19 protein-coding genes are annotated in these 22352 nt (G+C 74.7%); 18 read left to right on the top strand and 1 reads right to left on the bottom strand.

All coding sequences use genetic code 11. The features are described from left to right. Positions 1–37: 37 nt before the first annotated feature. The 14 genes from ACWGKI_RS04720 (at position 38) to ACWGKI_RS04655 (ending at position 19461) form a co-directional block, all read left to right on the top strand. Positions 38–1012, top strand: a complete 975-nt coding sequence (locus ACWGKI_RS04720) for an AAA family ATPase (RefSeq protein ID WP_380241943.1) — start codon at positions 38–40, stop codon at positions 1010–1012. A gap of 37 nt (positions 1013–1049) precedes the next feature. Then, positions 1050–2411: a DUF58 domain-containing protein gene (locus ACWGKI_RS04715; RefSeq protein WP_452185074.1), complete on the top strand. Its 1362-nt coding sequence runs from the start codon at positions 1050–1052 to the stop codon at positions 2409–2411. Next, a complete protein-coding gene (locus ACWGKI_RS04710; RefSeq protein ID WP_452185072.1) occupies positions 2404–4950 on the top strand; it encodes a transglutaminase domain-containing protein in 2547 nt (848 codons plus the stop codon). Before ACWGKI_RS04715 ends, ACWGKI_RS04710 begins: the two co-directional genes overlap by 8 nt. Then, positions 4947–6554 carry an RDD family protein gene (locus ACWGKI_RS04705; RefSeq protein ID WP_452185070.1) on the top strand — a complete coding sequence of 536 codons (1608 nt, stop codon included), beginning with the start codon at positions 4947–4949 and terminating at the stop codon, positions 6552–6554. Before ACWGKI_RS04710 ends, ACWGKI_RS04705 begins: the two co-directional genes overlap by 4 nt. Next, positions 6551–7387, top strand: a complete 837-nt coding sequence (locus ACWGKI_RS04700) for a PP2C family protein-serine/threonine phosphatase (RefSeq protein ID WP_380241934.1) — start codon at positions 6551–6553, stop codon at positions 7385–7387. Before ACWGKI_RS04705 ends, ACWGKI_RS04700 begins: the two co-directional genes overlap by 4 nt. Further along, positions 7384–9123, top strand: a complete 1740-nt coding sequence (locus tag ACWGKI_RS04695; RefSeq protein WP_452185068.1) for a hypothetical protein — start codon at positions 7384–7386, stop codon at positions 9121–9123. The genes ACWGKI_RS04700 and ACWGKI_RS04695 overlap by 4 nt, the downstream gene beginning before the upstream one ends. After that, positions 9124–10746 (top strand): serine/threonine-protein kinase, encoded by a 1623-nt coding sequence (locus tag ACWGKI_RS04690; RefSeq protein WP_452185066.1) that lies wholly within the window; start codon positions 9124–9126, stop codon positions 10744–10746. Continuing rightward, on the top strand, positions 10743–11480 hold the full coding sequence (locus ACWGKI_RS04685) for a hypothetical protein (protein WP_380242595.1): 738 nt from the start codon (positions 10743–10745) through the stop codon (positions 11478–11480). Before ACWGKI_RS04690 ends, ACWGKI_RS04685 begins: the two co-directional genes overlap by 4 nt. Next, a complete protein-coding gene (locus tag ACWGKI_RS04680; RefSeq protein ID WP_380242593.1) occupies positions 11477–11740 on the top strand; it encodes a hypothetical protein in 264 nt (87 codons plus the stop codon). The genes ACWGKI_RS04685 and ACWGKI_RS04680 overlap by 4 nt, the downstream gene beginning before the upstream one ends. A 67-nt stretch (positions 11741–11807) precedes the next feature. Continuing rightward, on the top strand, positions 11808–16280 hold the full coding sequence (locus ACWGKI_RS04675) for an FtsK/SpoIIIE domain-containing protein (protein ID WP_452185063.1): 4473 nt from the start codon (positions 11808–11810) through the stop codon (positions 16278–16280). Between the two features lie 124 nt (positions 16281–16404). Then, entirely contained in the window at positions 16405–16704 is a 300-nt protein-coding gene (locus ACWGKI_RS04670; protein WP_380242589.1) for a hypothetical protein, read from the top strand. Between the two features lie 14 nt (positions 16705–16718). Next, positions 16719–18182 (top strand): hypothetical protein, encoded by a 1464-nt coding sequence (locus tag ACWGKI_RS04665; protein ID WP_380242587.1) that lies wholly within the window; start codon positions 16719–16721, stop codon positions 18180–18182. Further along, positions 18179–18814, top strand: coding sequence for a hypothetical protein (locus ACWGKI_RS04660; protein ID WP_452185060.1), 636 nt, complete (start codon positions 18179–18181; stop codon positions 18812–18814). The genes ACWGKI_RS04665 and ACWGKI_RS04660 overlap by 4 nt, the downstream gene beginning before the upstream one ends. Next, positions 18811–19461, top strand: coding sequence for a hypothetical protein (locus ACWGKI_RS04655; protein WP_452185058.1), 651 nt, complete (start codon positions 18811–18813; stop codon positions 19459–19461). The genes ACWGKI_RS04660 and ACWGKI_RS04655 overlap by 4 nt, the downstream gene beginning before the upstream one ends. Before the next feature lie 13 nt (positions 19462–19474). Here the strand turns inward: ACWGKI_RS04655 and ACWGKI_RS04650 are convergent, their stop codons facing one another. Further along, a complete protein-coding gene (locus ACWGKI_RS04650) occupies positions 19475–19735 on the bottom strand; it encodes a hypothetical protein (protein ID WP_380242581.1) in 261 nt (86 codons plus the stop codon). A gap of 95 nt (positions 19736–19830) precedes the next feature. On the opposite strand from ACWGKI_RS04650, the gene ACWGKI_RS04645 reads away from it, so the two are divergent. From ACWGKI_RS04645 to ACWGKI_RS04630, 4 genes are all read left to right on the top strand, one after another. Continuing rightward, positions 19831–20652 (top strand): hypothetical protein, encoded by an 822-nt coding sequence (locus tag ACWGKI_RS04645; protein WP_452185056.1) that lies wholly within the window; start codon positions 19831–19833, stop codon positions 20650–20652. Positions 20653–20778: 126 nt separating this feature from the next. Beyond that, positions 20779–21075 (top strand): WXG100 family type VII secretion target, encoded by a 297-nt coding sequence (locus tag ACWGKI_RS04640; RefSeq protein ID WP_344246257.1) that lies wholly within the window; start codon positions 20779–20781, stop codon positions 21073–21075. A 220-nt stretch (positions 21076–21295) separates the two neighbouring features. Beyond that, positions 21296–21592, top strand: coding sequence for a WXG100 family type VII secretion target (locus ACWGKI_RS04635; RefSeq protein WP_344246257.1), 297 nt, complete (start codon positions 21296–21298; stop codon positions 21590–21592). 147 nt (positions 21593–21739) lie between these two features. Further along, positions 21740–22321, top strand: coding sequence for a hypothetical protein (locus ACWGKI_RS04630; protein WP_380242574.1), 582 nt, complete (start codon positions 21740–21742; stop codon positions 22319–22321). Positions 22322–22352 lie beyond the last annotated feature (31 nt).

Genomic DNA, 22352 nt, shown 5'->3' with positions numbered 1-22352 from the left:
CCGACAGACCGAGCTTGACGATTGGGAGAACCCCCTGATGAGCACGATGACCCCCGAGCAGGCGACCTGGTTCGCCCAGACCTTCGACCGCATCGTCGGGAACGTCGCGCAGGCCGTGCTCGGCAAGGAGGACCAGATCCGGCTGGCGCTGACGTGCATGCTGGCCGAGGGCCACCTGCTGCTGGAGGACGCCCCGGGCACCGGCAAGACCATGCTCGCCCGCGCGATGGCGGCGAGCGTGCAGGGCACGAACCACCGCATCCAGTTCACGCCCGACCTGCTGCCGTCGGACGTCACCGGCGTGACGATCTACGACCAGAAGACGGGCACGTTCGAGTTCCACAAGGGCCCGATCTTCGCGAACATCGTGCTCGCGGACGAGATCAACCGCGCCTCGCCGAAGACGCAGTCCGCGCTGCTGGAGGTCATGGAGGAGGGCCAGGTCACCGTCGACGGCGTCACCCACCACGCGGGCAGCCCGTTCATGGTGGTCGCGACGCAGAACCCGATCGAGCAGGCGGGCACCTACCGCCTGCCGGAGGCGCAGCTCGACCGCTTCCTCATGAAGACCTCGATCGGCTACCCGGACCTCACATCGACGGTGGAGATCCTCGCGGGCTCGGCCGTGCGCGACCGCAGCGCCGCCCTGCAGCCCGTCATCACCGGCCAGGCCGTGGTGGAGATGGCGAACCTCGCCGCCGCCACCCACGTGGACCCGGCCGTGCTGGAGTACGTCTCCCGCCTGGCGGAGGAGTCGCGCGCCGCGGCCGACGTGCACGTCGGCGTCTCGGTGCGTGGCGCGCTGGCGCTGGTGCGCTGCATGAAGGTGTGGGCGGCCGCGCACGGGCGCAACTACGTGCTGCCCGACGACGTCAAGGACCTGCTGCAGCCCGTGTGGGCGCACCGTCTCGTCCTCGACGCGGAGGCGGAGTTCGGCGGCGCCACCGCCGAGGGCACCATCTCCCGCCTGCTGAGCGACGTGGCCGCCCCGCAGGAACGCCGCTCCGCCTGACCGTCCGCACGGCCCGACGCCGAGAGGAGGCGACCCCATGACCACCACCACCGACCGGGAGACCGACGCGCCCGCCGAGCAGCCCGCGGTCGCGACGCCCGAGCCCGCGGCCGGGCCCGCGCGTCGTGCCCCGCGCCGCCTCACTGGCCGCCTCCCTGGCCGCCTCACTGCGGGCGTGCGCGGCGCGGGCGCCTCCGCCGTGGGCGCCGTCCGCCCCGCCGTGGCCCGCGCCTGGGCGCGCACCAGCCCCGTGCTGGGGGTCGTGTCGCCGTTCGGCTGGGCCGTCCTCGCGCTCACGGCCGCGGCCTGGTGGGCCGGCGTCGCGCTGCGCTGGGAGGAGTGGGCCGTCGTCGCGGCGACCGTGACGGTGGCGCTGCTCGGCGCGGTCGTCTTCGTGCTCGGCCGGCTGCGCTACGACGTCACGCTCGACGTCGCGTCGCGCCGCGTGGTCGTGGGGGACCGCGCCGTCGGCCGCCTGCTGGTGCGCAACGGCTCGACCCGGACCATGCTGCCCGCCGTGATGGAGCTGCAGGTGGGGCAGGGCATCGCGACGTTCCCCGTGCCGCGCCTGCGTCCCGACAGCGAGCACGAGGAGATCTTCGCCGTCCCCACCCACCGCCGCGCGGTGATCCCCCTGGGCCCGGTGCGCTCCGTGCGCGCCGACCCGCTGGGCCTGCTGCGCCGCGAGCTCACGTGGACGGAGCCCGAGGAGCTGTTCGTGCACCCGCGCACGCTGCCGCTGTCGGGGTCGTCCACGGGTCTCCTGCACGACCTCGAGGGCCGCGTCACGCCGGACATCTCCGACTCGGACGTGTCGTTCCACGCCCTGCGCGACTACGTGCCGGGCGACGACCGCCGCCACATCCACTGGAAGTCCACGGCCCGCACGGGCCAGCTCATGGTGCGGCAGTTCGAGGAGACGCGCCGCTCGCGGCTGGCCGTCATCCTCTCCACGCGCGAGGACGACTACGCCGACCCCGAGGAGTTCGAGCTCGCGGTGTCCGTGTGCGGGTCGCTCGGCCTGCAGGCCATCCGCGAGGACGGCGGCCTCACCGTGCTGGTGCAGCGCGGCCGGGTGCGGGGCGACCACCGCACGCGCCTGCTGGACGACCTGACCCGGCTCGAGCTCAGCCCCGCCCGCACCAGCCTCGCGGAGGTGGCGCGGGTCGCGTCCGCGACGGTGACCGACGCGTCCGTCGTCGCGGTGGTCGTGGGCTCCCGGGTCACCCCGACCGACCTGCGTGCCGCCGCCGTGCGCCTGCCCGTCGACGCCCGCCTCGTGGCGATGCAGTGCGTGCCGGGCGCGAAGGTGAGCCGCGGCCGGGTGGCCGACATGCAGGTGCTGACGCTCGGCGAGCTGGCCGACCTGCCGAACGCGCTGCGGAGGATGAATGACTGAGGGCCACGCCCCCGCCGAGAACCCGGACGACCGGACCTCGCACGCGGGGCACACCGGCAGCACCGGACGCACGGGCGGCACGTCGCGCACGTCGGTGCGCGCGGGCACGACCCGCGCCGCCGCGCGCCGCGAGGACCGCGGCCGCGCCACGTCGGCCGCCGGCGCCGTGGACGGGGGCGTGCTGCTCGCGCTGCTGGGCGTCGTCGCCGTCGGCTTCGGCCCGGCGTGGGGGACCACCGGCTACCTGGTGCCCGCGCTCGGCGGGGCCGTCCTCGGCCTGCTCGTCGCCTGGCTCGGCGCGTGGCTGCGCTGGTCGGTGCTGCTGACCACCGGCGCCACGGTGCTGGCCTACTTCCTGTTCGGCGGGGTGCTCGCGCTGCCGGGCACGGCGATCGCGGGCGTCGTGCCCTCGCTCGAGACCCTGCAGGAGCTCGCGGTCGGGGCGGTGCAGGGCTGGAAGGCGTTCGTCACCACCGTGCCGCCCATCGCGTCGTTCCCCGACCTCGCGGTGGTCCCGTACCTGCTGCTGTACCTGACGGCGGTGCTCGCGGGCACGATCGCGTGGCGCGCGCGGCACGCGGCCTGGGCGCTGCTGCCCGTCGTCGTCGCGCTGGCCGGGGTGGCGCTGCTGGGCACGATCCTGCCCGCGTACCCGCTGGTGCAGGGCCTCGTGGTGGCCGTCGTCGGCCTGCTGTGGGCGTCGTGGCGCGCGGCGGAGAGCCGCATGGGCGCCAACCGGCTGCTGTCCGACGCGAGCCGGTCGGCCACCCGTCGCCTGCGCGCCCAGCGCGTCCGGGGCGGCGCCGTGCTCCTCGCCCTCGGCGGGGTCGCCGCCGTCCTCGTCGCGCCCCAGGCGGCGCAGGGCGAGCGGATGGCGCTGCGCGAGCTGATCACGCCGCCGCTCGACCTGCACCAGTACACGAGCCCGCTGGTCGGCTTCCGGCACTACACGAAGGACCTCGCCGAGACCGAGCTGTTCAGCGTCACCGGCATGCCGGAGGGCGGCCGCGTCCGGCTCGCGACGCTCGACACGTACGCCGGCACCGTCTACGACGCGTCCAGCAGCCGGGCGACCGGTGTGTTCAACCGCGCGGGCGAGGTCGTGGACACCGTCGCGGCGGGCACGCGCAGCCCGGTCGACGTGACGGTCCTCGGGTACTCCGGCGTGTGGGTCCCCGACGTCGGGCAGCTCGCCGGCATCACGTACACCGGGGACCGGGCCGCGGAGCTCGCCGCCGGCACGTACTACAACGCGACGTCCGGCACCGCGCTGACCACGGCCGGCCTGCAGCCGGGCGACGGGTACGAGCTCCAGGCCGTCGTGGCGGCGCCGCCGGACGAGAAGACGCTCGCCTCCACGCCCATCGAGCACGTCGACCTCCCGAAGCCGCAGGACGTGGCCGACGCCGTCCCGGGCAAGTCGGCGCAGTTCGCCGCGGACGCGACGGACCCCTTCGAGCGGCTCGTCAACATCCGCGACACCCTCAAGGCCACCGGCGTGTACTCCAGCGGCCTGGAGAACCAGCCGCCGTCGCGCCCCGGCCACTCCGCCGCGCGGATCGACGCGCTGCTGGCGCAGGACGAGATGGTGGGCGACGACGAGCAGTTCGCCACGGCGTTCGCCCTCATGGCGCAGCAGGCCGGCGTGCCGGCCCGCGTCGTCATGGGCTTCTACCCGGACAAGGACGCCCTGAAGTCCGGCGAGCCGTACGTCGTCACCGGCGAGGACGTGCACGCCTGGGTCGAGGTGCCGTTCCAGGGGTACGGCTGGGTGCCGTTCGACGTCATCCCGGACGAGGACAACAAGGTGGAGCCGCTGCCGCGCTCCAAGCAGGTGCCGAAGCCGCCGGTCCTCGAGACGCCCGAGTCGCCCGAGGAGCCGCCGCAGGCGGAGGCCGGCGACGTCGAGGAGGACGACCAGGACGACGACCAGTCCGCGATCGACTGGCGGCAGGTCGCGATGATCGCGGTCACGGTCGGCGTGCCGCTGGCGCTGGTCGCGCTGCCGCTGCTGCTCATCCTCGGCTACAAGCGCCGCCGTCGCCGGAGCCGCCGCACGGCCCCCGTGCTCGCCGACCGGGTCTCGGGCGGCTGGCGCGAGGTGGTCGACGTGGCGACGGACCTCGGGGCCGGCGTGCCGCGCGCGGCGACCCGCCGCGAGGGCGCACGCCTCCTGGCGGAGAGGCTGCCGACGGCGAGCAGCGGCACGGTGCTGCTCGCGCACCGCGCGGACGCCTCGGTCTTCGGGGCGGAGACCCCCACCGACGACGAGGTCGCGCAGTACTGGGCCGACGTCGACTCGGCGGTCGGGGAGATGCGCGCCGGCGTGCCGTGGCGGCGCCGCGTCGCGGCCCGGCTCTCGCTGCGCTCGGTGCGCGGCGCCGACGCCCCGCCGCTGCCGGCGGTGCTGCGCGGCTGGATGGCCGCGGTGCCCGCGGCGCTGGCCCGGGCCGGCCGGGCGGTCGTCCGTCCGGTGCATGACAGGATGGCGCGCGCGCGACGCCGCAGGCAGCGCGCCCGGCGGCAGGAGGATCGATGACCACGACGTGCACCGCCTGCGGTGCCAGCGAGCAGAGCGGCGCGTTCTGCTCCGTGTGCGGCACGCCCACGGTGGCGACCGCGTACCGCACGCCCTCGGCGCCCGGGGCCTCGGCCTCCGGGCCGCCGACCTCCAGCCTGGAGGTGACGACGGAGCCGGAGCTGCGCGAGCGCACCCGCCGCGCGCCCGCCGGGCTGGTGCAGGGCGCCGCCGGGACGCCGGGAGCATCGCCGGGAGCACCCGCGGAGCTGCCGCTCGCCGGCGTGGGCCGGCGAGCCGGCGCCTACGTCCTCGACCTGCTGGCGCTCTCCCTGCTCACCGGCGTCGTGGCGGCGGTCGTCGCGATCGCGACGCGGCTGCCGGCCCGCCTCGCGGACCTGGGCGCGGCGACGACGGAGATGGGGCAGACGGCGGCTCAGCAGGAGGTGCTCGGCGCCTTCGTCGTCATGTACGTCGTCGCCGGGCTGGTCGGCTTCCTCGGCTGGCTCGGGCTGGCGCTGTGGGACGGCCTGGCGGGCCGCACGGTCGGCAACAGCCTGCTCGGGATCCGGACGGTCGCCGCCGACGGCGGTGGCCCGGTCGGCGCGGGGCGGGGCCTGCTGCGCTGGCTCGTCCTGGCCGGCTGCGGCGTGGTGCCGCTCGTCGGGACCGTGCTGGTGCTCGTCTCGCCGACGTTCGACTCCTCCGGCCGTCGGCAGGGCTGGCAGGACAAGGCCGCACGCAGCCTGGTGCGCGACGTCCGCGACGCGCCGCCGCGCAGCTTCGCCCCCGCCTCGCCCGCGAGCCCCGGGATCGCCGGCGCCCCCGCCGCCGCACCCGTCGGGGCACCTGCCGCCGCGTCGGCCGACCCGTGGGCGTTCCCGGCGGGCCAGGGCCGTGCCGACGGACCCGCGGGCGGCGTGATCACCGGCGTGCCGGGGTCCTCGCCCGCGGCACCCGCCTCTGCACCCGCCGAACCCGTCGCACCCGCCGGGTCTGCCGGCGCGGGGCTGTCCGGGATCGAGGCGCACACCGTGCACCGGGGGGCCGCCGGCACCGCCGCGCCCGCGCAGCAGGCCGCGCCCACCACGGCTTCGCAGCGACCGATCGGCACCGTGTCGACGCCCGTCCAGGCGCCCGCACCCGTCGCGCCCGTCGCGCCCGTCGCACCCGTCGGACCGGTCCAACCCGCGGCGCCGGCCCCCGTGGCGGACGACCTGGAGGACCTGGAGGCCACGCGGTTCAGCGTCTCCTCGCGCCGCAGCACCGGCGACGGCAGCGCACCGCCGCGGATCGTCGTCGAGGTCGACCCGGAGCGCCGGGTGCACGTCGCGACCCGCACGCTCGTCGGCCGCCACCCGCAGCAGGACGGCGGCGCCCCGGCGACGCTGCTGCGGGTCGACGACCCGACGCGGTCGGTCTCCAAGACGCACCTCGAGCTCGTGCCCACGGCCGACGGGCTGCAGGTCACGGACCTCGGCAGCACGAACGGCAGCGCGGTCATCGACCCCACGGGCGCCGTGCACGAGCTCACCGCGGGGCGGCCGGTCACGGTCGGCGCGGGCTGGGTCGTGCAGGCGGGCGCGCGCCGGCTCACCGTCGTCGGGCAGGACGCGGGCGCATGACCGTCCCCGTGAGCCTCGGGCTGCTCTGGGGCGCGGCGACGCACCAGGGCGCCCGCCGCAAGCTCAACGAGGACTCCTACCTCGCGGGCGGGTCCGTCTTCTTCGTCGCCGACGGGATGGGCGGGCACGACGCGGGAGAGGTCGCGAGCGCGGCGGCCGTCGAGGCGCTCGCCCCCCTGGGCGGAGCGGACGTCGTCGGGGTGGACGCCGTGCGGGGGCGCGTGCGCGCCGCCCACGACGCGGTCCGCGCGATCGAGACCGCGCCCGGCCGCGGCGCCGGCACGACGCTCGCCGGGGTGGTGCTCACCGAGCAGGGCGGCGAGCCGTACTGGCTGGTCGTCAACATGGGGGACTCGCGCACCTACCGCAGCGCCGACGGCGTGCTGGAGCAGGTCAGCGTGGACCACTCGGAGGTCCAGGAGCTCCTGGACGCCGGCCGCCTCACCGCGCAGGAGGCCCTGACGTACCCGCGCCGGCACGTCGTGACGCGGGCGCTCGGCGCGCCCGACGACCCGGAGCCGGACTTCTGGTACCTGCCCGTGCACCCGGGGGACCGGATGCTCGTGTGCTCCGACGGGCTGACCGCGGAGCTGACCGACCGGCGGGTGGCCGAGGTGCTGCTCGTCGAGGCCGACCCGCAGGTGGCCGCCGAGCGGCTGGTCCGCGAGGCGCTCGTCGCGGGCGGCCGGGATAACATCACCGTCATCGTGGTGGACGCCACGGGGCTGACGGAGGCCCTGGAGAGCACGGCGCCGAGGGACGGGCGCGGGAGCCACGACGACGACGAGGACACGGTGCCGCGGCGGTCGCCGTGGAAGGGGGCCATGACGTGACCGTGCGCTACGTGATCGGGCCGGCGTACGCCGTGGTCCGGGGCGGTGCCGTGGTGGTGCTGCCGGAGAAGGTGACGCCGGAGCTGGTCGACGAGCTGTGGACGCGGCTCGGGGACGGCGGCGGCGTGGTGCCGGTGCTGGAGGTGCTCACCGGGTCGTTCGGCGCGAGCCTCGCGTCGCTGCCGCCGTTCGCGATCGCCGTCGTCGACGGTCGCCGGGTGCAGGTCGCCAGCCGTGGCGCGACGTCCGTCACCGTGGACCGCGCCGGCGGGCGCGAGCACGTCTCCGGCGAGGGTGTGACCACCTGGGCGGAGCGGACCTTCGACGAGGTCGTGGACCTGTCCGTGCAGGTGGGCGTGGGCGAGCCCGAGCACCTGGTGGACGCCCGCGCCCTCCCGCTCGACGCGGGCGTGACCCTGGTGACCTCGGTGGGCGCCCGGCTCACCGGCGACGCGCTGCCGACGGCGCCCGTCCGGCACCCCGAGCGCGTGCGCGAGCCGTGGGAGGACGACGGTCCGGCCGCGCCCTTCGCGCCGACGCCCGCGGCGTCGCAGACGCCTGCTCCTGCTCCTGTTCCTGCTCCGTCGCCGCCTGCGCCGCCGGTGCCCTCCGCACCGGTGGGGCCGGCGATCTCCGTGCCCGTCCCGGTCGCGGAACCGGCGCCCCCGGGAGCCCTGGCCGGCGAGGCCACCATCGCGCCGGAGGCGACGATGGTGCCCAGCCTGACCGTGGTGCCCGACGACGTGCCGCGGGTCGCGGGCGACGGGGAGGCCGCGCCGGACCCCCGCGAGGGTGACCGGGCGGACGACGTCGTGGGCCCCGACGAGGTGAGCCCGGACCGGGTGAGCCCGGACCGGGTGACCCCGGACCAGGCGTCCCCGGACGAGACGACGGGCTACGGGCACCTGTGGGGCTCCACCGTCCACTCGTCCGTCGAGGCGGCAGCCGTCCGTCCTCCGGACGAGGACGAGGACGAGGACGGCGAGGAGCCCGAGGGCGCGCCCGCCTCGGCACCCGCGATCGTGTCCGCGGTCCCCGCCCCCGCGGCGCCCGCCCCCACGGCACCCGCTCCGGCAGCTCCGGCTCCCGCAGCGCCCGCCCCGGCTCCGGCGCCTCCGGCGCCCGCGCCCGAGGCGGTGGACGAGATCGACGGCAGCACGGTGCTGTCCTCCGCCATCGCCGACCTGCGGGCCACGACGCCCGCGGCCGCGGCGGAGCCGGCGCCCGGCGCGCCGGTGCCGCCCGGGCCGGCGTTCGCCTCCGCGCCGCTGCCGGGCCGGCCCCTGATCCTCGCGCGGTCGTGCACCGCGGGGCACCCCAACCCGCCGCAGCGCGACGACTGCGCCACGTGCGGGCAGTCGCTCGTGGGGGAGGCGCGGCAGGTGCCGCGCCCGCCGCTCGGCACGATGGCCGTCGGCGGGGGGCCGCGGGTCACGCTCGACCGCCCCGTCGTCGTCGGTCGCAAGCCCCGCTCGCCGCGGGCCACCGGCGACGACGTCCCGCGGCTCGTCACCGTGCCGAGCCCGCAGCAGGACATCTCGCGCTCGCACGTCGAGGTGCGGCTCGAGGGCTGGCACGTGCTGGTCAGCGACATGAGCACGACGAACGGCACCACCCTGCTGCGGTCGGGCCAGCCGCCGCTGCGGCTGCACCCGGGCGAGCCGGTCATGGTCGTCTCGCGCGACGTCGTCGACCTGGGCGACGGCGTCACGCTGACCTTCGAAGGGATCCTCTGAGTGAGCCGCAAGCGCCCACCGTCACCGCCGCCCGAGATCGAGGGGTTCGAGTACGTCTCCCTCATCGGGTCGGGCGGGTTCTCGGACGTCTTCCTCTACCAGCAGCGCCGGCCACGCCGGCGGGTGGCCGTGAAGGTCCTGCTGCACGAGTGGACGAACGAGGGTCAGCGGGAGGCCTTCGAGGCCGAGGCCGACCTGATGGCCACGCTGTCGACCCACCCGTCCATCGTCACGATGTACGAGGCGGACGTCGCCTCCGACGGCCGCCCGTTCCTCGCGATGGAGTACTGCTCGCGCCCCAACCTGGGCGCCCGGTACCGCAGCGAGCGGCTCAGCGTCCCGGACGTGCTGCGGATCGCCGTCCAGGTCGCGGGCGCCGTCGAGACGTCGCACCGCGCCGGCATCCTGCACCGTGACATCAAGCCGGCCAACATCCTCGTCACCGAGTACGGGCACCCCGCGCTGACGGACTTCGGCATCTCGTCCACGCTGGACGACGCCGGCCGCGCGGAGGGCATGTCGATCCCGTGGTCGCCACCGGAGTCGTTCGCGGAGCCGCCGCGCACGGGCGTGGCGACCGACGTGTGGGGCCTGGCCGCGACCACGTACTCGCTGCTCGCGTCCCGCACCCCGTTCGAGGTGCCGGGCGGGTCCAACTCCAGCGCGGACCTCGTGTCCCGGATCGAGTCGGCGCCGCTGCAGACCACGGGCCGCAACGACGTGCCCGCGTCGCTCGAGCGCGTGCTGAGCACCGCGATGGCGAAGAACCCCGAGGCCCGCTACCCGACGGCGCTCGCCTTCGCCCGCGCCCTCCAGGCCGTGCAGACCGAGCTCTCCTTCGCCGTCACGCCGATCGACCTCCTCGACGACCGCGGCCAGGTGCGCGACGACGACGGCGACGCCCCGGCCGACGAGGACGAGGTCGGCACCCGGCTGCGCGAGGTGGTGTCGGTCGACCCGCGCGGGCCTGCGGCGGCTGCCGCGCTCGCCACGGCCGGCGCGCCCGCCCCGGCGGCCCGCCCGGCATGGACGGCGTCCGTGCCCGCGCCGACCGCGGCCTCCTCCACGGTCACGGGGACGTCGGCGGTGCTCGCCGACGACCTGGGCGACACGGTGCACCGCTCGATGGCGCCCGCGGCGACGGCCCCCGTGGCCGCGCCGCCGGCCCCCGAGGAGGCGGCGCCTCCGCGCCGCAGCGGGGCGGTCGTCGCCCTCGTGGTGGGGCTGGCCGCCGTCGTGACCGCCCTGGTCGTGACGCTCGCCGTCGTGCTGTGGCCCGACGCGTCCGACGCGGACGACCCAGTGACCCCCGTCGCCACCGGCCAGGGCGACGACCCCGCCCCGCCCGCGGACAACCTCGGCGGCCTCGTGCCGTCGGTGACCGACCTCAAGGGGAAGGTGAAGGGCGACAAGGTCGTCTTCACCTGGACCAACCCGGACCCGCTGGACGGCGACACCTACGGGTGGCGCGAGGCCAAGGCACTCGGCGAGGCGCACTACCAGGAGGTCACCAAGCCGACCGTCGCCGTGCCGAAGGAGAAGTCCGGGCAAACGTGCGTCGAGGTCGTCGTCGTGCGCAGCGGCGCGTTCTCCGTGCAGCCGCAGGGAGTGTGCGTGGGATGAGCGACCTGGCCCTGGAGTTCGCGGGCGAGTGGTTCCGGCCCGACCCCGAGGCCGTCTTCGAGATCGGCCGTGAGGGCGACCTCGCCCTGGACGACAACCCGTACCTGCACCGACGCTTCCTGCAGCTCACGCACGCGTCGGGGCTGTGGTGGCTGGGCAACGTCGGCAACCGGCTGTCGGCCACGGTGTGCGACGCCGCCGGCGGCGTGCAGTCCTGGCTCTCGCCGGGCACGTCGCTGCCGATCGTCTTCCCGAGCACGTCGATCGTCTTCACCGCGGGCCCCACGACGTACGAGCTCCTCGCGGCCCTCAGCCCTGCGCCGTACGCGGAGATCCGCTCGGAGGAGCCCGAGGGCGGCGCGACCACGATCGGGATGATCCCGTTCACGGTCAGCCAGCGGCAGCTGGTGGTGGCGCTGTGCGAGCCGATGCTGCGGCGCGACGGCACGGGGCTGTCGGAGATCCCCTCCTCCGCTGACGCCGCCGCCCGCCTCGGGTGGACCACGACCCGGTTCAACCGCAAGCTCGACAACGTGTGCGAGAAGCTCGACCGGGTCGGCGTGAAGGGCCTGCGCGGCGGCACCGGCGGCCTGGCGACCAACCGGCGCGCGCGCCTCGTCGAGTACGCGGTCGCGTCCCGGCTCGTCACGGCGGACGACCTGCCGCTGCTCGACCTGCCGCCGGACCCCGACCCGAAGGACGCCGACACCGCCGCCCCGAAGGACGCCGGATGACCCGGCGGCAGCGCCCGGAGCCCTGGCAGCTCGTGGTCGTGATGGCGATCGGGGGCGCGGCGATCGCGTTCGTGATCGTGGTGACGGCCGGCGTGCTGTCCGACGGCGTGGGCACGGGCGTGCCCCTCGACTTCTACCGCGCGATCGGTCGCGAGCTGACCGACCCCGCGACCTGGCGCGTGGTGGGCCTGAGCGCCCTCGCCGCCGCGGCCGTGACGGCCGTGGTCCTGGCGGTCACACGCCGCGGCCGGGACGGCTGACACCTGGCGTCCCGCCTGCCGCACCGAACCTGACCGAACGACCCGACCGAACCAACCGAGGAGAGCGATGCGCGTCAAGGTGACGCTCCGGCGCCCGGACACCACGCAGGACGACGTCGTCGTCACCGCGGACGCGGGCGCGACGATCGGCGAGGTCGCCTCGACGATCGCCCGCGTGGACCCGGCCGGCCCGGGGGTGGTGGACCACCGGCGCCGGACGCTGGAGGCACGCCTGCCCGGGCAGGACCGCCCCGTGCGGCTGCCCGCCGACGCCGCGCTCGGCGAGGCCTGGATCGGCTCGGGGGCGGAGGTGGCCGTCGTCGACCTCGACCGGCCCGGCTTCGACTACCCGGGCGGGCGCGACGTGCGCGCCAGCCTGCGGTTCGCCGACGGCAGCTCCATCGACCTGCCGGAGGGCAGCTGGGTGCTCGGCCGCGCGCCGGGGTGCGACGTCGTGCTGCGGGACCCGCTGGTGTCGAAGCAGCACCTGCGCCTGGACGTCTCGGACGTCGTCGACGTCGTCGACCTGGGCTCCGCGAACGGCCTCCTGGTGGACGGCGACCACGTGCAGCGCCTGCGCGTGGACGGCAGCCAGCGGGTCACCGTAGGCGACACGGTGATGACGATCGAGCGGCGCAAGCCGCAGACCCTCACGGGCGTGGCGCCCAAGGCCGGGCCGGTCCCGTTCACGCGGTCGCCGCGCGTCGAGGCGCGCTACCGGGGCACGGAGTTCGACGCCCCCGAGGTGCCCACCGAGACCGAGGCGCAGCCCTTCCCGCTGCTCGCCATGCTCGCGCCGCTGCTCATGGGCGGGTTCATGATCGCCATGGGCCGCGGGCTGCTGTCGCTGGTGTTCATCGCGATGTCGCCGATCATGCTCCTGGGGAACTACCTCACGCGGAGCAAGCGCGACAAGGCGCGCAAGGAGAAGGACGTCGCACGCTTCGAGGAGCGGCTCGACTCCCTGCGCGACGCCCTCGCGAGCGAGGAGGAGAAGGAGCGGTCGGTGCGCCTGCGCGAGGCGCCGGCCACCCAGCACGTGTTCACCGAGTCGATGCGGCACGGCCCGATGCTGTGGACGCGACGCCCGGAGCACTGGAGCTTCCTCAACGTGCGCTTCGGCATCGGCACGATGCCCTCGCGCAACTCGGTCAAGGAGACGGCGCGGGGCGCGCTCGTCAAGGAGTACCAGGAGCGCCTGGACGCCGTGGTGCAGCGGTACGAGAACGTGTCGGGCGTGCCCGTGGTGGAGAACCTGTACGACGCCGGCGCGCTCGGCTTCGCGGGCCCGCCCGGCGCCGTGGCCGGCAGCCTCAACGCGGTGCTGCTCCAGCTGACCGGCCTGCACTCGCCGTCGGAGCTGGTCGTCACCGGCATGGTGAGCCCCGTGTGGAGCACGCACCTGCAGTGGCTCACGTGGATCCCGCACACGTCGTCGCCGCAGAGCCCCGTCGAGGGCCACCACCTGGCGGACTCGGCGAGCGGTGCGGCGCGCCTCGTCGCCGAGCTCGAGGAGCTCGTCACGACGCGCCTGCGCGCCCAGCGCGGCGGCGCCCAGCGGCGCGGCGCGATCGACGACGACGACGCCGCCCTGGAGCGGGGCGGCGAGGTCGGCGGCAGCAAGGCCGACGCCGGCACCCGGTCGCCGGTGCCGGCGGTGGTCGTCGTGATCTCCGACGACATCGACGTCGACCGGGCGCGCCTGGTGCAGCTCGCCGAGCAGGGCCCGGACGCGGGCGTGTACCCCCTGTGGATCTCCGCGGACACCGCGGCGCTCCCGGCGGCGTGCCGCACGTTCGTGGACCTGGGCGAGCACGGGCCGCGCGTCGGCATGGTGCGCCTCGGCCGCTGGGTGGACGACGTCGAGCTCGAGACGGTCGACCCGACGTCGGCGCTCGACTACGGGCGCCGGCTGGCGCCGGTGTTCGACGCGGGCGCCATCGTCGCGGACTCCTCGGACCTGCCGCGGTCCGTGACGATGCCCGCGCTGCTGGGCCACGACCTGTTCGAGGACCCGGCCGCCGTGCTGGAGCGCTGGCGGCAGAACCTGTCGATCTACGACCGCACCCAGGTGGCGCCGCGCAAGCGCGCCGGCTCGCTGCGCGCCATCGTGGGCTCGGCGGGCCTGGACGCCCAGCACCTCGACCTGCGCTCGCAGGGCCCGCACGCCCTGGTGGGCGGCACGACCGGCGCCGGCAAGTCGGAGTTCCTGCAGGCCTGGGTGCTGGCGATGGCCGCCGAGTACAGCCCGGACCGGGTCACGTTCCTGTTCGTGGACTACAAGGGCGGCTCCGCGTTCGCGGACTGCGTCCAGCTGCCGCACTGCGTCGGTCTCGTGACCGACCTGAGCCAGCACCTGGTGCTGCGGGCGCTCACCTCGCTGCGCGCTGAGCTGCACCACCGCGAGCACCTGTTCAACCGCAAGAAGGTCAAGGACCTGCTCGAGCTGGAGAAGCGCGGCGACCCGGAGACCCCGCCGGCCCTCGTCATCGTCATCGACGAGTTCGCGGCGCTGGTGGGCGACGTGCCGGAGTTCGTCGACGGGGTCGTGGACGTCGCCCAGCGCGGCCGCTCGCTCGGCATCCACCTGATCATGGCCACGCAGCGCCCGGCGGGCGTCATCAAGGACAACCTGCGCGCCAACACGAACCTGCGCGTGGCGCTGCGCATGGCCGACGAGTCCGACTCCAGCGACGTCGTCGACATCAAGGACGCCGCGCACATCGACCCGGCCATCCCGGGCCGCGGCGTGGTGAAGACCGGACCGGGCCGGCTCCAGGCGTTCCAGTCCGGGTACGCGGGGGCCTGGAGCACCCGCGACCCGGAGCGGGCCGCGATCGAGGTCGCGGGCCTGCACTTCGGCCGCGAGGAGCGGTGGGAGGAGCCGGTCGACCCGTCGGCCGCCGTGGACGACGACGTCGACCTCGGGCCCAACGACCAGCAGCGGCTCGTCGCGCGGGTCCGCGAGGCGTTCGAGGCCGGGCGCCTGCCCGTGCCGCGCCGCCCGTGGCTCGACTCGATGGCGGACGCCTACGACCTCACCCGCCTGCACCAGCGCACCGACACCGAGCTCCTGCTCGGCGTCGCCGACATCCCGGAGCAGCAGGCGCAACGGCCGGTGTACTTCGTGCCCGACGTCGACGGTCACCTGGGCGTGTACGGCACGGGCGGCGCAGGCAAGAGCACGGCCCTGCGCACGCTCGCGGCCGCGGCGGGCATCACGCCGCGCGGCGGCCCCGTGCACGTGTACGGCCTGGACTTCGCGGCGGGCGCGCTGCGGATGCTGTCCGCCCTGCCGCACGTCGGGACGATCGCGCGCGGGGACGACGTCGAGCGCGTCGTCGGGCTCATGCGCATGCTGCGCGACGAGCTGCAGCGCCGCGGGGAGGCCTTCGCCGCGGTGTCGGCGTCGAGCGTCACCGAGTACCGCCAGCTCAGCGGGCGGCCCGACGTGCCGCGCATCCTGCTGCTCGTGGACGGCTTCCCCGGCTTCCGGGACGACTTCGAGGTCGGCGCCGGCCGCGCGGAGTGGTTCGACGTCTTCCGCGACATCCTCAACGACGGCCGCGCGCTCGGCATGCACGTCGTGTTCACCGCCGACCGCTCGGGCGCCGTGCCGACGTACGTGCGCTCGATGGTGCAGCGCAACCTCCTGCTGCGGATGACGGACGACGGGTACCTGGCCTTCAACGCACCGCGCGACGTCATCACCTCGGACTCGCCGAACGGCCGGGCGCTGCTGGACGGGCTCGAGGTCCAGGTGGCCGTCATCGGCGGCACGACGTCGGTGTCCGCGCAGGCGGCCGCGACCGAGAAGCTCGGCCAGTCCATGCTGTCCGCGGGCGTGCGGCCCGCGCCCCAGGTACGCGTGCTGCCCACCGAGTACGGCGCGGGCGAGCTGCCCGTGCAGGTGGACGGGCAGCCGGTCCTGGGCCTGGACGGCATCACGCTGGGGCCGGTGCCGTTCGCGCCGACCGGCACGATGGTCGTCGCCGGCCCGCCCGGGTCCGGGCGCAGCAACGCGCTCGTCTCGATCGCCCGGTCGGTGCTGCGCGCCAACCCCGACGCGCGGATGTACCTGTTCGCGCAAGGGCGCTCCGCGATCGCGGACAAGCTGCCGTGGACCGAGGTGGCGACCGGCGTGGAGAAGGTCAAGGCGCTCGCCACGGACCTGCTCGCCGCCGTCCAGGACGAGGACGTCGACCCCGGCATCGTCGTCCTGATCGAGGGGATCAACGAGTACCTGCAGTCCCCGGCGGACAAGCCGATCCAGGACCTCACGAAGGCGATCCGCGGCAGCGACCACCTGCTGGTCGCCGAGGCGGAGACCGCGGGCTGGTCGGCCACGTGGCCGCTGCTCGGCGAGGTGAAGAACGGGCGCCGCGGCCTGATCCTGCAGCCGGAGAACCTCGACGGCGACACGATCCTCAAGACGTCGCTGCCGCGTGCCGCCAAGGGGGAGTTCCCCGTCGGTCGCGGGGCATGGATCGCACGCGGCAAGCACACGCGCGTGCAGCTGCCGCTGGTCCTGGACGACTGAGGCAGGCGACCGGGGCACCGGCCGCGGGTCGATGGGGAGTGGTCCCCATCGACCCGCGCGGTCGCCCTCGGCTACGGTGCTGCCCGGCGGCCGGACGACGTGCTGCACACGACGAGGGGGAGCTGTGGCCGGGTACGACCTGTCGATCGACATGGACCAGCTGAGGACGCTCAAGGACGACCTCAAGGCGATCTCCGACGAGCTGGAGAACGCGGACTCGAACGCTGAGGCTGCGGCCAAGGCGACGGGCCACGACGACCTGCGCGACCGCGTGAACGACTTCGCCGACAAGTGGGAGATCAAGCGCGGCGAGATGCTCGAGAACGTCAAGAAGCTGTCCGACATCATCGCGCAGATCGCCGACACGTTCACGGAGATCGACAGCGAGCTGGCCAAGTCGCTCGAAGACGCGGCGAAGAAGTAGGGGGACCGACGAACATGGCTGACACCCAGTGGGAGGAGCTGGACGGCGAGGCGGACGTCGTCCAGTCCAAGGGCCGGAAGTACAGCGAGCTCGCCGAGGCGATCGGGCGGTCGGTCAGCACTCTCCAGCAGATCGTCGACGACACGAGCAGCACCGCGAAGTCGATGGAGGCCACGCGCAAGCTCGCGGGCGACGTGCGCGAGGACATCGAGAAGGCCAAGGAGCGCTACGCCGCCACCGGAGACGCGCTGACGACCTACGGTCTCGCGCTGCGCAGCGCCCAGAACGAGGCGGACCCGGCGGCGGTACGGCTCCGGAGCCTGCGCCACCAGCTGGCCGACGCACAGCGGACGGCCCGTGGGGCGGACGACGGGGTGGACGACCTGCCCGACGACGCCACCGACGCCGAGAAGGCCGAGGCGAAGAGCGCCGCGAAGACGGCGAACGACGCCGTGTCCGACCTGGAGGGCGACATCGCCGTCCAGGAGGGCTACTGGAACGACGGCCACGACGCCAAGAACAGGGCGGCGACCACCGCGATCGGCACGATCGACGAGGTCGTGACCGGCGACAAGGTCAACGGCCTCAAGGACAGCACCTGGGACAAGGTCAAGAACGTCGTCAAGGGCATCTACAAGGTCTTCAAGATCATCTGCGACATCGCGGGGATCCTGGCGATCTTCCTGTCCTGGGTCCCGGTCCTGGGCCAGATCCTCCTGGTCCTCGCCGCGATCGGGTCGATCATCTCCATCATCGAGAACATCGTGAAGTTCGCGCGGGGGGACATCGGGTTCGGCGAGATGCTGCTCGGCGTCGGCCTCGGCGTGATGGGCCTCTTCGGCGGCAAGGCGATCGGCTCGTTCGCGAAGTACGCGAAGGCGCGCTCGGTGGTCCAGACGTCGGCGCGGATGAGCAACCAGGCGGCGAAGGCGAAGTTCGGGGCTGCCCTGCTGAAGAGCTCGCGCAAGACGATGGCGATGACCAAGGGCCAGCGGGTGACCGACGTCCTGAAGTCCCCGTTCGTGCGCTCGGCGGGGGACAAGGCCGTGGCCGGGATGGCGAAGAACGGGCTCTACAAGAACGCGTTCAAGACGTGGCAGAAGTCCAACTTCCCGCTGCCCTACAAGGACGGCGCGGCGCGCTTCGCGATGGGCAACGACGACGTCATCGACATGGTCTCGCACTTCAACCAGACGGGCCTGCGGATCGACGGGCTGACGAGCGCGACGCAGGCCGTCGCTACCGTGGGTGCCGTCTTCCACCAGACGGCGAGCCTGGCGAACAACTCGGCACGCCTCGGCATGGCGATCGCGGGCGGCGACGGCTGGGGCGCGTACGGCGAGGGCAACTCGCTGGCGTCGAGCGGTGCGGGCGGCAGCTGGGGCAAGATCAGCGGCGCGCCCGGCAACGTCAACAGCGCCGTGACGGGGCTCGGCGACGTCTTCGGCAACAACGGCTACGTGGGCGGCTCGTGGTGACGCGCCCCATCGCCGGGTTCGAGCTGCGGCTGCCCGAGTCCTGGTACGCCGTGCCCACCGAGACGCCTGACCTCGTCGAGGCGTGGGCCCGTTCGACGGCGGCGCGGATCGTCGCCGAGGCGGGCACGTCGGGCGGTCTCGAGGTCCCCGCGCAGGAGCTGGCCGCGAGCCTGGCCGCACAGCTCGAGGACGTCGGCCGCGCGGTCGCCGACACGGGCATCCGTGGTCTCGTCACGGCGGCCCTCGTGCGGCGCCCCGAGCTCGGCGTCGTCGACGCGATGGTGACCGTGGCGGCGCAGCCCGACCTCGCGCGGGAGGAGTTCGCCGCCCAGCTGGCCGCGGGCGTCGAGGACTCGCAGGAGCACGACTACGCCTTCGCGAGCCGGTTCGACGGCACCTGCGCGGCCGGCGAGGTCGAGGGCCTGCACGCGATGATCACGCACTTCGGAGAGCTCGGCGACGAGGGCAGCGGCGTGCTCGAGGAGCGAGTGGTCCTCGGCGTCTTCCCGCCCGAGAGCGCTGACATGGTGGAGGTGACCGCGGTGGCGCGTAGCGTGGGCACGTTCGACGACATGGCCCAGGAGATGGTCGACCTGCTCGCGGGGCTCACGGTGGAGACGGAGACGGCATGACGCAGGCGGCGGCGCCCGAGCTGAAGGTGCTCGGGGGCGTGGTGCGGGTGATCGTGCCCGGGACCTGGGTGAGCATCCCGCTGGAGAGCCCCGAGAAGGCCACGGCGTTCATCAAGCGTCTGGTCCGGCGCCAGGTGGGTCCCGCGGACCGGCTCGCGCGCATGCGGCGGCAGGCGGTCGACGAGCTGCTGGCGACGGCGCGCGACGCTGTGTCGATCGGGGTGCACACGTACCTGATGTCCCTCGAGCTCGCCCCGGGCGTGCCGTTCCCCGCGGCGATCCTCATGTTCGACGACGAGTGGCCCGCCGCGGCCGGTCCGCTCCTGGCCGAGGGCGACTACGCGGGCGCTCTCCGGGCGGCATACCCCGAGGGTGAGGTCGCCGTGCAGCGCAACGGCCGGCCGGCCGCCCGCGTCGTGGAGATGTCGCAGGGGCAGGCCGGCGAGGGGGACGAGGCGGTCGACGTCCTGACCATGCGCCTCGAGTACCACATGCCCCACCCGAACGACCCGGCACGGATGCTGTTCGTCCGGGTGAACGCCACGGACATCCCGTCGGCGGAGCCGTTCGCGCTGCTCTTCGACGAGATCGTGGACTCGATCGCGTTCCTCGACGACGAGGACGAGGCGCAGGCCGCGTCCGCCTGACCGGGCGCGAGCGTCAGCGGCCGGCGCCGGGCTCGTCCTGCGCGGCGTTCCGTCGCGTGCGACGCACGATGGACAGCCCTGCCCACAGGGACGCGGCCACGACCACCAGGGCGAAGGTGACCCAGCCGCCGACGGCGGCGAACACGTCCGGCGCGGCGGCGCTCAGCACCACGGCGAGCACGCACGCCACCACGACGGCGCCCAGGGCGTAGGTGGCGGGCCGCATGGCCTGGTTCGCCGAGGCCTCGAGCTCCTGGTCCCGCTTGCTGTTCATGCCGTCCGTCCTGTCGTCGTCTCGTCCTGGCCTGCGCCCCGAGGTGCGCCGGCCGCTAGTCTGTCACCCCCGACCCGGACCGACGTGGAGGAACCATGCCCCGAACGACGGCCGACGCCCGCGCAGCGGCGGTGCGCGACGACGTCCCGCCGGCGTCCTGGAGCGTCGTCCTGCGTCCGGCCGGGTATGCGGTCGTCGGTGTCGTGTGGACGGCGATCTGGCTGATCGTGGTGCTCCTCCTGGTGGGTTCCGTGCCCTACCTCGCGTTCGTCGACTCCGAGGACCTCGTCGCCGGCGTCGGGGACCGGCTGTCGGACCCGCTCGGGGCGGTCGGCCTGCTGGTGGTCGCGCTGCCGATCCTGGCCCTGGCCGTCGGCGCGGGCGGGTGGCACGTGCTGACGGCGTCGTGGCCCCTGGCGGTGCTGTCCTTCGTGTACGTCGGGCGCAGCCTGGACCGGCGCTACCGCGGCGAGAGGCTGTCGTACACCACACGCGGTGCCTGGGGCACGTCGTTCGGCCCGCCGACGCTCACGGGCGTCGCGCTGTCGCTGCAGCCTGTCCGGCCCAGCCCGTTCACCGACCGGGTGATGCGGTACTACGTCGCCGGCTGGACCGTCGACGGGCGCACGGTGCTGGCCATGCTGCCCGCCGGGCTGGCGTGGCCCTTCGCGATCGCGGCGCTCGTGCCCGGCGTGCCCGACGCGGTGCACCTGGTCGCGGCGGTCGTCGCCGTCGGGCTGCTGGTGGCCTCCTCGGTGCTCGGCGTCCGCGCGTTCCGTCGCCGGTTCGCGGGGGCCGCCGCCGGGCCCGACGACCGCCCCCTGACGGAGCTCAGCCCCGGTGAGCGCCGGGCGCGGACAGCGCGCGTGGAGGAGCAGCGGCGGGCGAGGCTGTCGCGCAAGAACCTGGACGACTAGGCCTCGTCCGCGCATGGGGAGCGGTCCCCATCGACGGGTGCTCGGGGCGGCGGCTAGGGTCGTGCCCGGACGACGGATCGGCCGCTAGGGGGCCGGCCGAACCACTGGTGAGCTGAGGAGCTTCTCATGGCGAACATGAACGTCACGTACGACGAGCTGCGGTCGCAGGCGGGTCAGCTGCGCAACGGTCAGCAGCAGATGACGGACATCCTGCACAACCTGCAGACGCAGGTGAACAACCTGGTGTCGTCGGGCTTCGTGACCGACCAGGCGTCGGGCGCGTTCCAGACGTCGTACGAGGAGTTCACGACCGGTACGACGCAGGCCATCGAGGGCCTGGAGGGCATGGCGTCGTTCCTGGAGCAGGCGGCGCAGACGCTGTCGGACGCGGACTCGCAGCTGGCGCAGGGCATCCGCGGCTGATCGACCGCAGATCGACGTCTGCTCGACGTCGTGGTCGAGGGGCGGTCCGGGGTCACCCGGGCCGCCCTTTCCGCGTCCCGGGACGCAGGAGCGAGCGCCCCGCGCGCATGGGGAGCGGTCCCCATCGACGGGTGCTCGGGGCGGCGGCTAGGGTCGTGCCCGGACGACGGATCGGCCGCTAGGGGGCCGGCCGAACCACTGGTGAGCTAAGGAGCTTCTCATGGCGAACATGAACGTCACGTACGACGAGCTGCGGTCGCAGGCGGGTCAGCTGCGCAACGGTCAGCAGCAGATGACGGACATCCTGCACAACCTGCAGACGCAGGTGAACAACCTGGTGTCGTCGGGCTTCGTGACCGACCAGGCGTCGGGCGCGTTCCAGACGTCGTACGAGGAGTTCACGACCGGTACGACGCAGGCCATCGAGGGCCTGGAGGGCATGGCGTCGTTCCTGGAGCAGGCGGCGCAGACGCTGTCGGACGCGGACTCGCAGCTGGCGCAGGGCATCCGCGGCTGATCGAGGTCGTGGTCGAGGGGCGGTCCGGGCTCACCCGGGCCGCCCTTCGCCGTCTGCCCGACCGGCGCTAGGGCACCGACCCTTCGGACCTGGTCCGAACCCTCCAGCACGATCCAGCACGATCCGTACACGCTCTCAGGAGGCACGGTGGACTCTCGTTCGCGACGCAGGTGGTTCGTCACGGCGCTCGTGCTGTTCCTGGCGCTCTCGGCGGGACGCCTCGCGCTGACCGTGTCGCGCGACGGCGTAGAGGGCGCCACGGTCTGGATCGCGCTCCTCGTGGTCGCGATCGTCGTCGTCGTGACCCTCGCCGTCCTCGTGCGCCGGGCGGAGGCGGTCCGTGCGCACGTCACGCGGCTGCGGCCGGGCGCCGTCGTCGTCCCGGCGTTCACGACCGGCGAGACGCTCGACGAGGCCCGGAGGGCCGGCGCCCGGACGCACGGGATCGCCGGGACGGGCGGCAGCCCCGCCGCGCTCGCCGTCGCCGACGGAGCCGTCGAGGTCTGGGTGGGCCGGGAGGAGGCACCGCGCTGGGTCGTGCGCCGGGTGCCGGGCGGCGTGACGGAGGCGCGTGCGGACTACGGGTCGCGGGCGGCCGGCGCGGTGCGGGTCTCGGACGGCGCGGCGGCGGTGACGGTGGTGCCGGCGTACCGGCCGCTGCGCGCCGCGGGCGGGGCTGCCCGCGAGGACCTGGCGCGGGCGGTGCAGGAGTTGACCGCGGCGCCCTGAGCAGATGCCCGTGGCATCCGTGCCCGATCGG

The organism is Isoptericola sp. NPDC055881 (assembly GCF_053615895.1).
This window is presented reverse-complemented; position numbering and strand designations above follow the sequence as displayed.

What these genes read in the sequence shown, in the direction of transcription:
- ACWGKI_RS04675 (WP_452185063.1), top strand. Translation starts at nt 11,808, where the DNA reads ATGCGCGTCAAGGTGACGCTCCGGCGCCCGGACACCACGCAGGACGAC.
- ACWGKI_RS04680 (WP_380242593.1), top strand. Translation starts at nt 11,477, where the DNA reads ATGACCCGGCGGCAGCGCCCGGAGCCCTGGCAGCTCGTGGTCGTGATG.
- ACWGKI_RS04705 (WP_452185070.1), top strand. Translation starts at nt 4,947, where the DNA reads ATGACCACGACGTGCACCGCCTGCGGTGCCAGCGAGCAGAGCGGCGCG.
- ACWGKI_RS04655 (WP_452185058.1), top strand. Translation starts at nt 18,811, where the DNA reads ATGACGCAGGCGGCGGCGCCCGAGCTGAAGGTGCTCGGGGGCGTGGTG.
- ACWGKI_RS04640 (WP_344246257.1), top strand. Translation starts at nt 20,779, where the DNA reads ATGGCGAACATGAACGTCACGTACGACGAGCTGCGGTCGCAGGCGGGT.
- ACWGKI_RS04715 (WP_452185074.1), top strand. Translation starts at nt 1,050, where the DNA reads ATGACCACCACCACCGACCGGGAGACCGACGCGCCCGCCGAGCAGCCC.
- ACWGKI_RS04645 (WP_452185056.1), top strand. Translation starts at nt 19,831, where the DNA reads ATGCCCCGAACGACGGCCGACGCCCGCGCAGCGGCGGTGCGCGACGAC.
- ACWGKI_RS04665 (WP_380242587.1), top strand. Translation starts at nt 16,719, where the DNA reads ATGGCTGACACCCAGTGGGAGGAGCTGGACGGCGAGGCGGACGTCGTC.
- ACWGKI_RS04720 (WP_380241943.1), top strand. Translation starts at nt 38, where the DNA reads ATGAGCACGATGACCCCCGAGCAGGCGACCTGGTTCGCCCAGACCTTC.
- ACWGKI_RS04700 (WP_380241934.1), top strand. Translation starts at nt 6,551, where the DNA reads ATGACCGTCCCCGTGAGCCTCGGGCTGCTCTGGGGCGCGGCGACGCAC.
- ACWGKI_RS04635 (WP_344246257.1), top strand. Translation starts at nt 21,296, where the DNA reads ATGGCGAACATGAACGTCACGTACGACGAGCTGCGGTCGCAGGCGGGT.
- ACWGKI_RS04685 (WP_380242595.1), top strand. Translation starts at nt 10,743, where the DNA reads ATGAGCGACCTGGCCCTGGAGTTCGCGGGCGAGTGGTTCCGGCCCGAC.
- ACWGKI_RS04650 (WP_380242581.1), bottom strand. Translation starts at nt 19,735, where the DNA reads ATGAACAGCAAGCGGGACCAGGAGCTCGAGGCCTCGGCGAACCAGGCC.
- ACWGKI_RS04710 (WP_452185072.1), top strand. Translation starts at nt 2,404, where the DNA reads ATGACTGAGGGCCACGCCCCCGCCGAGAACCCGGACGACCGGACCTCG.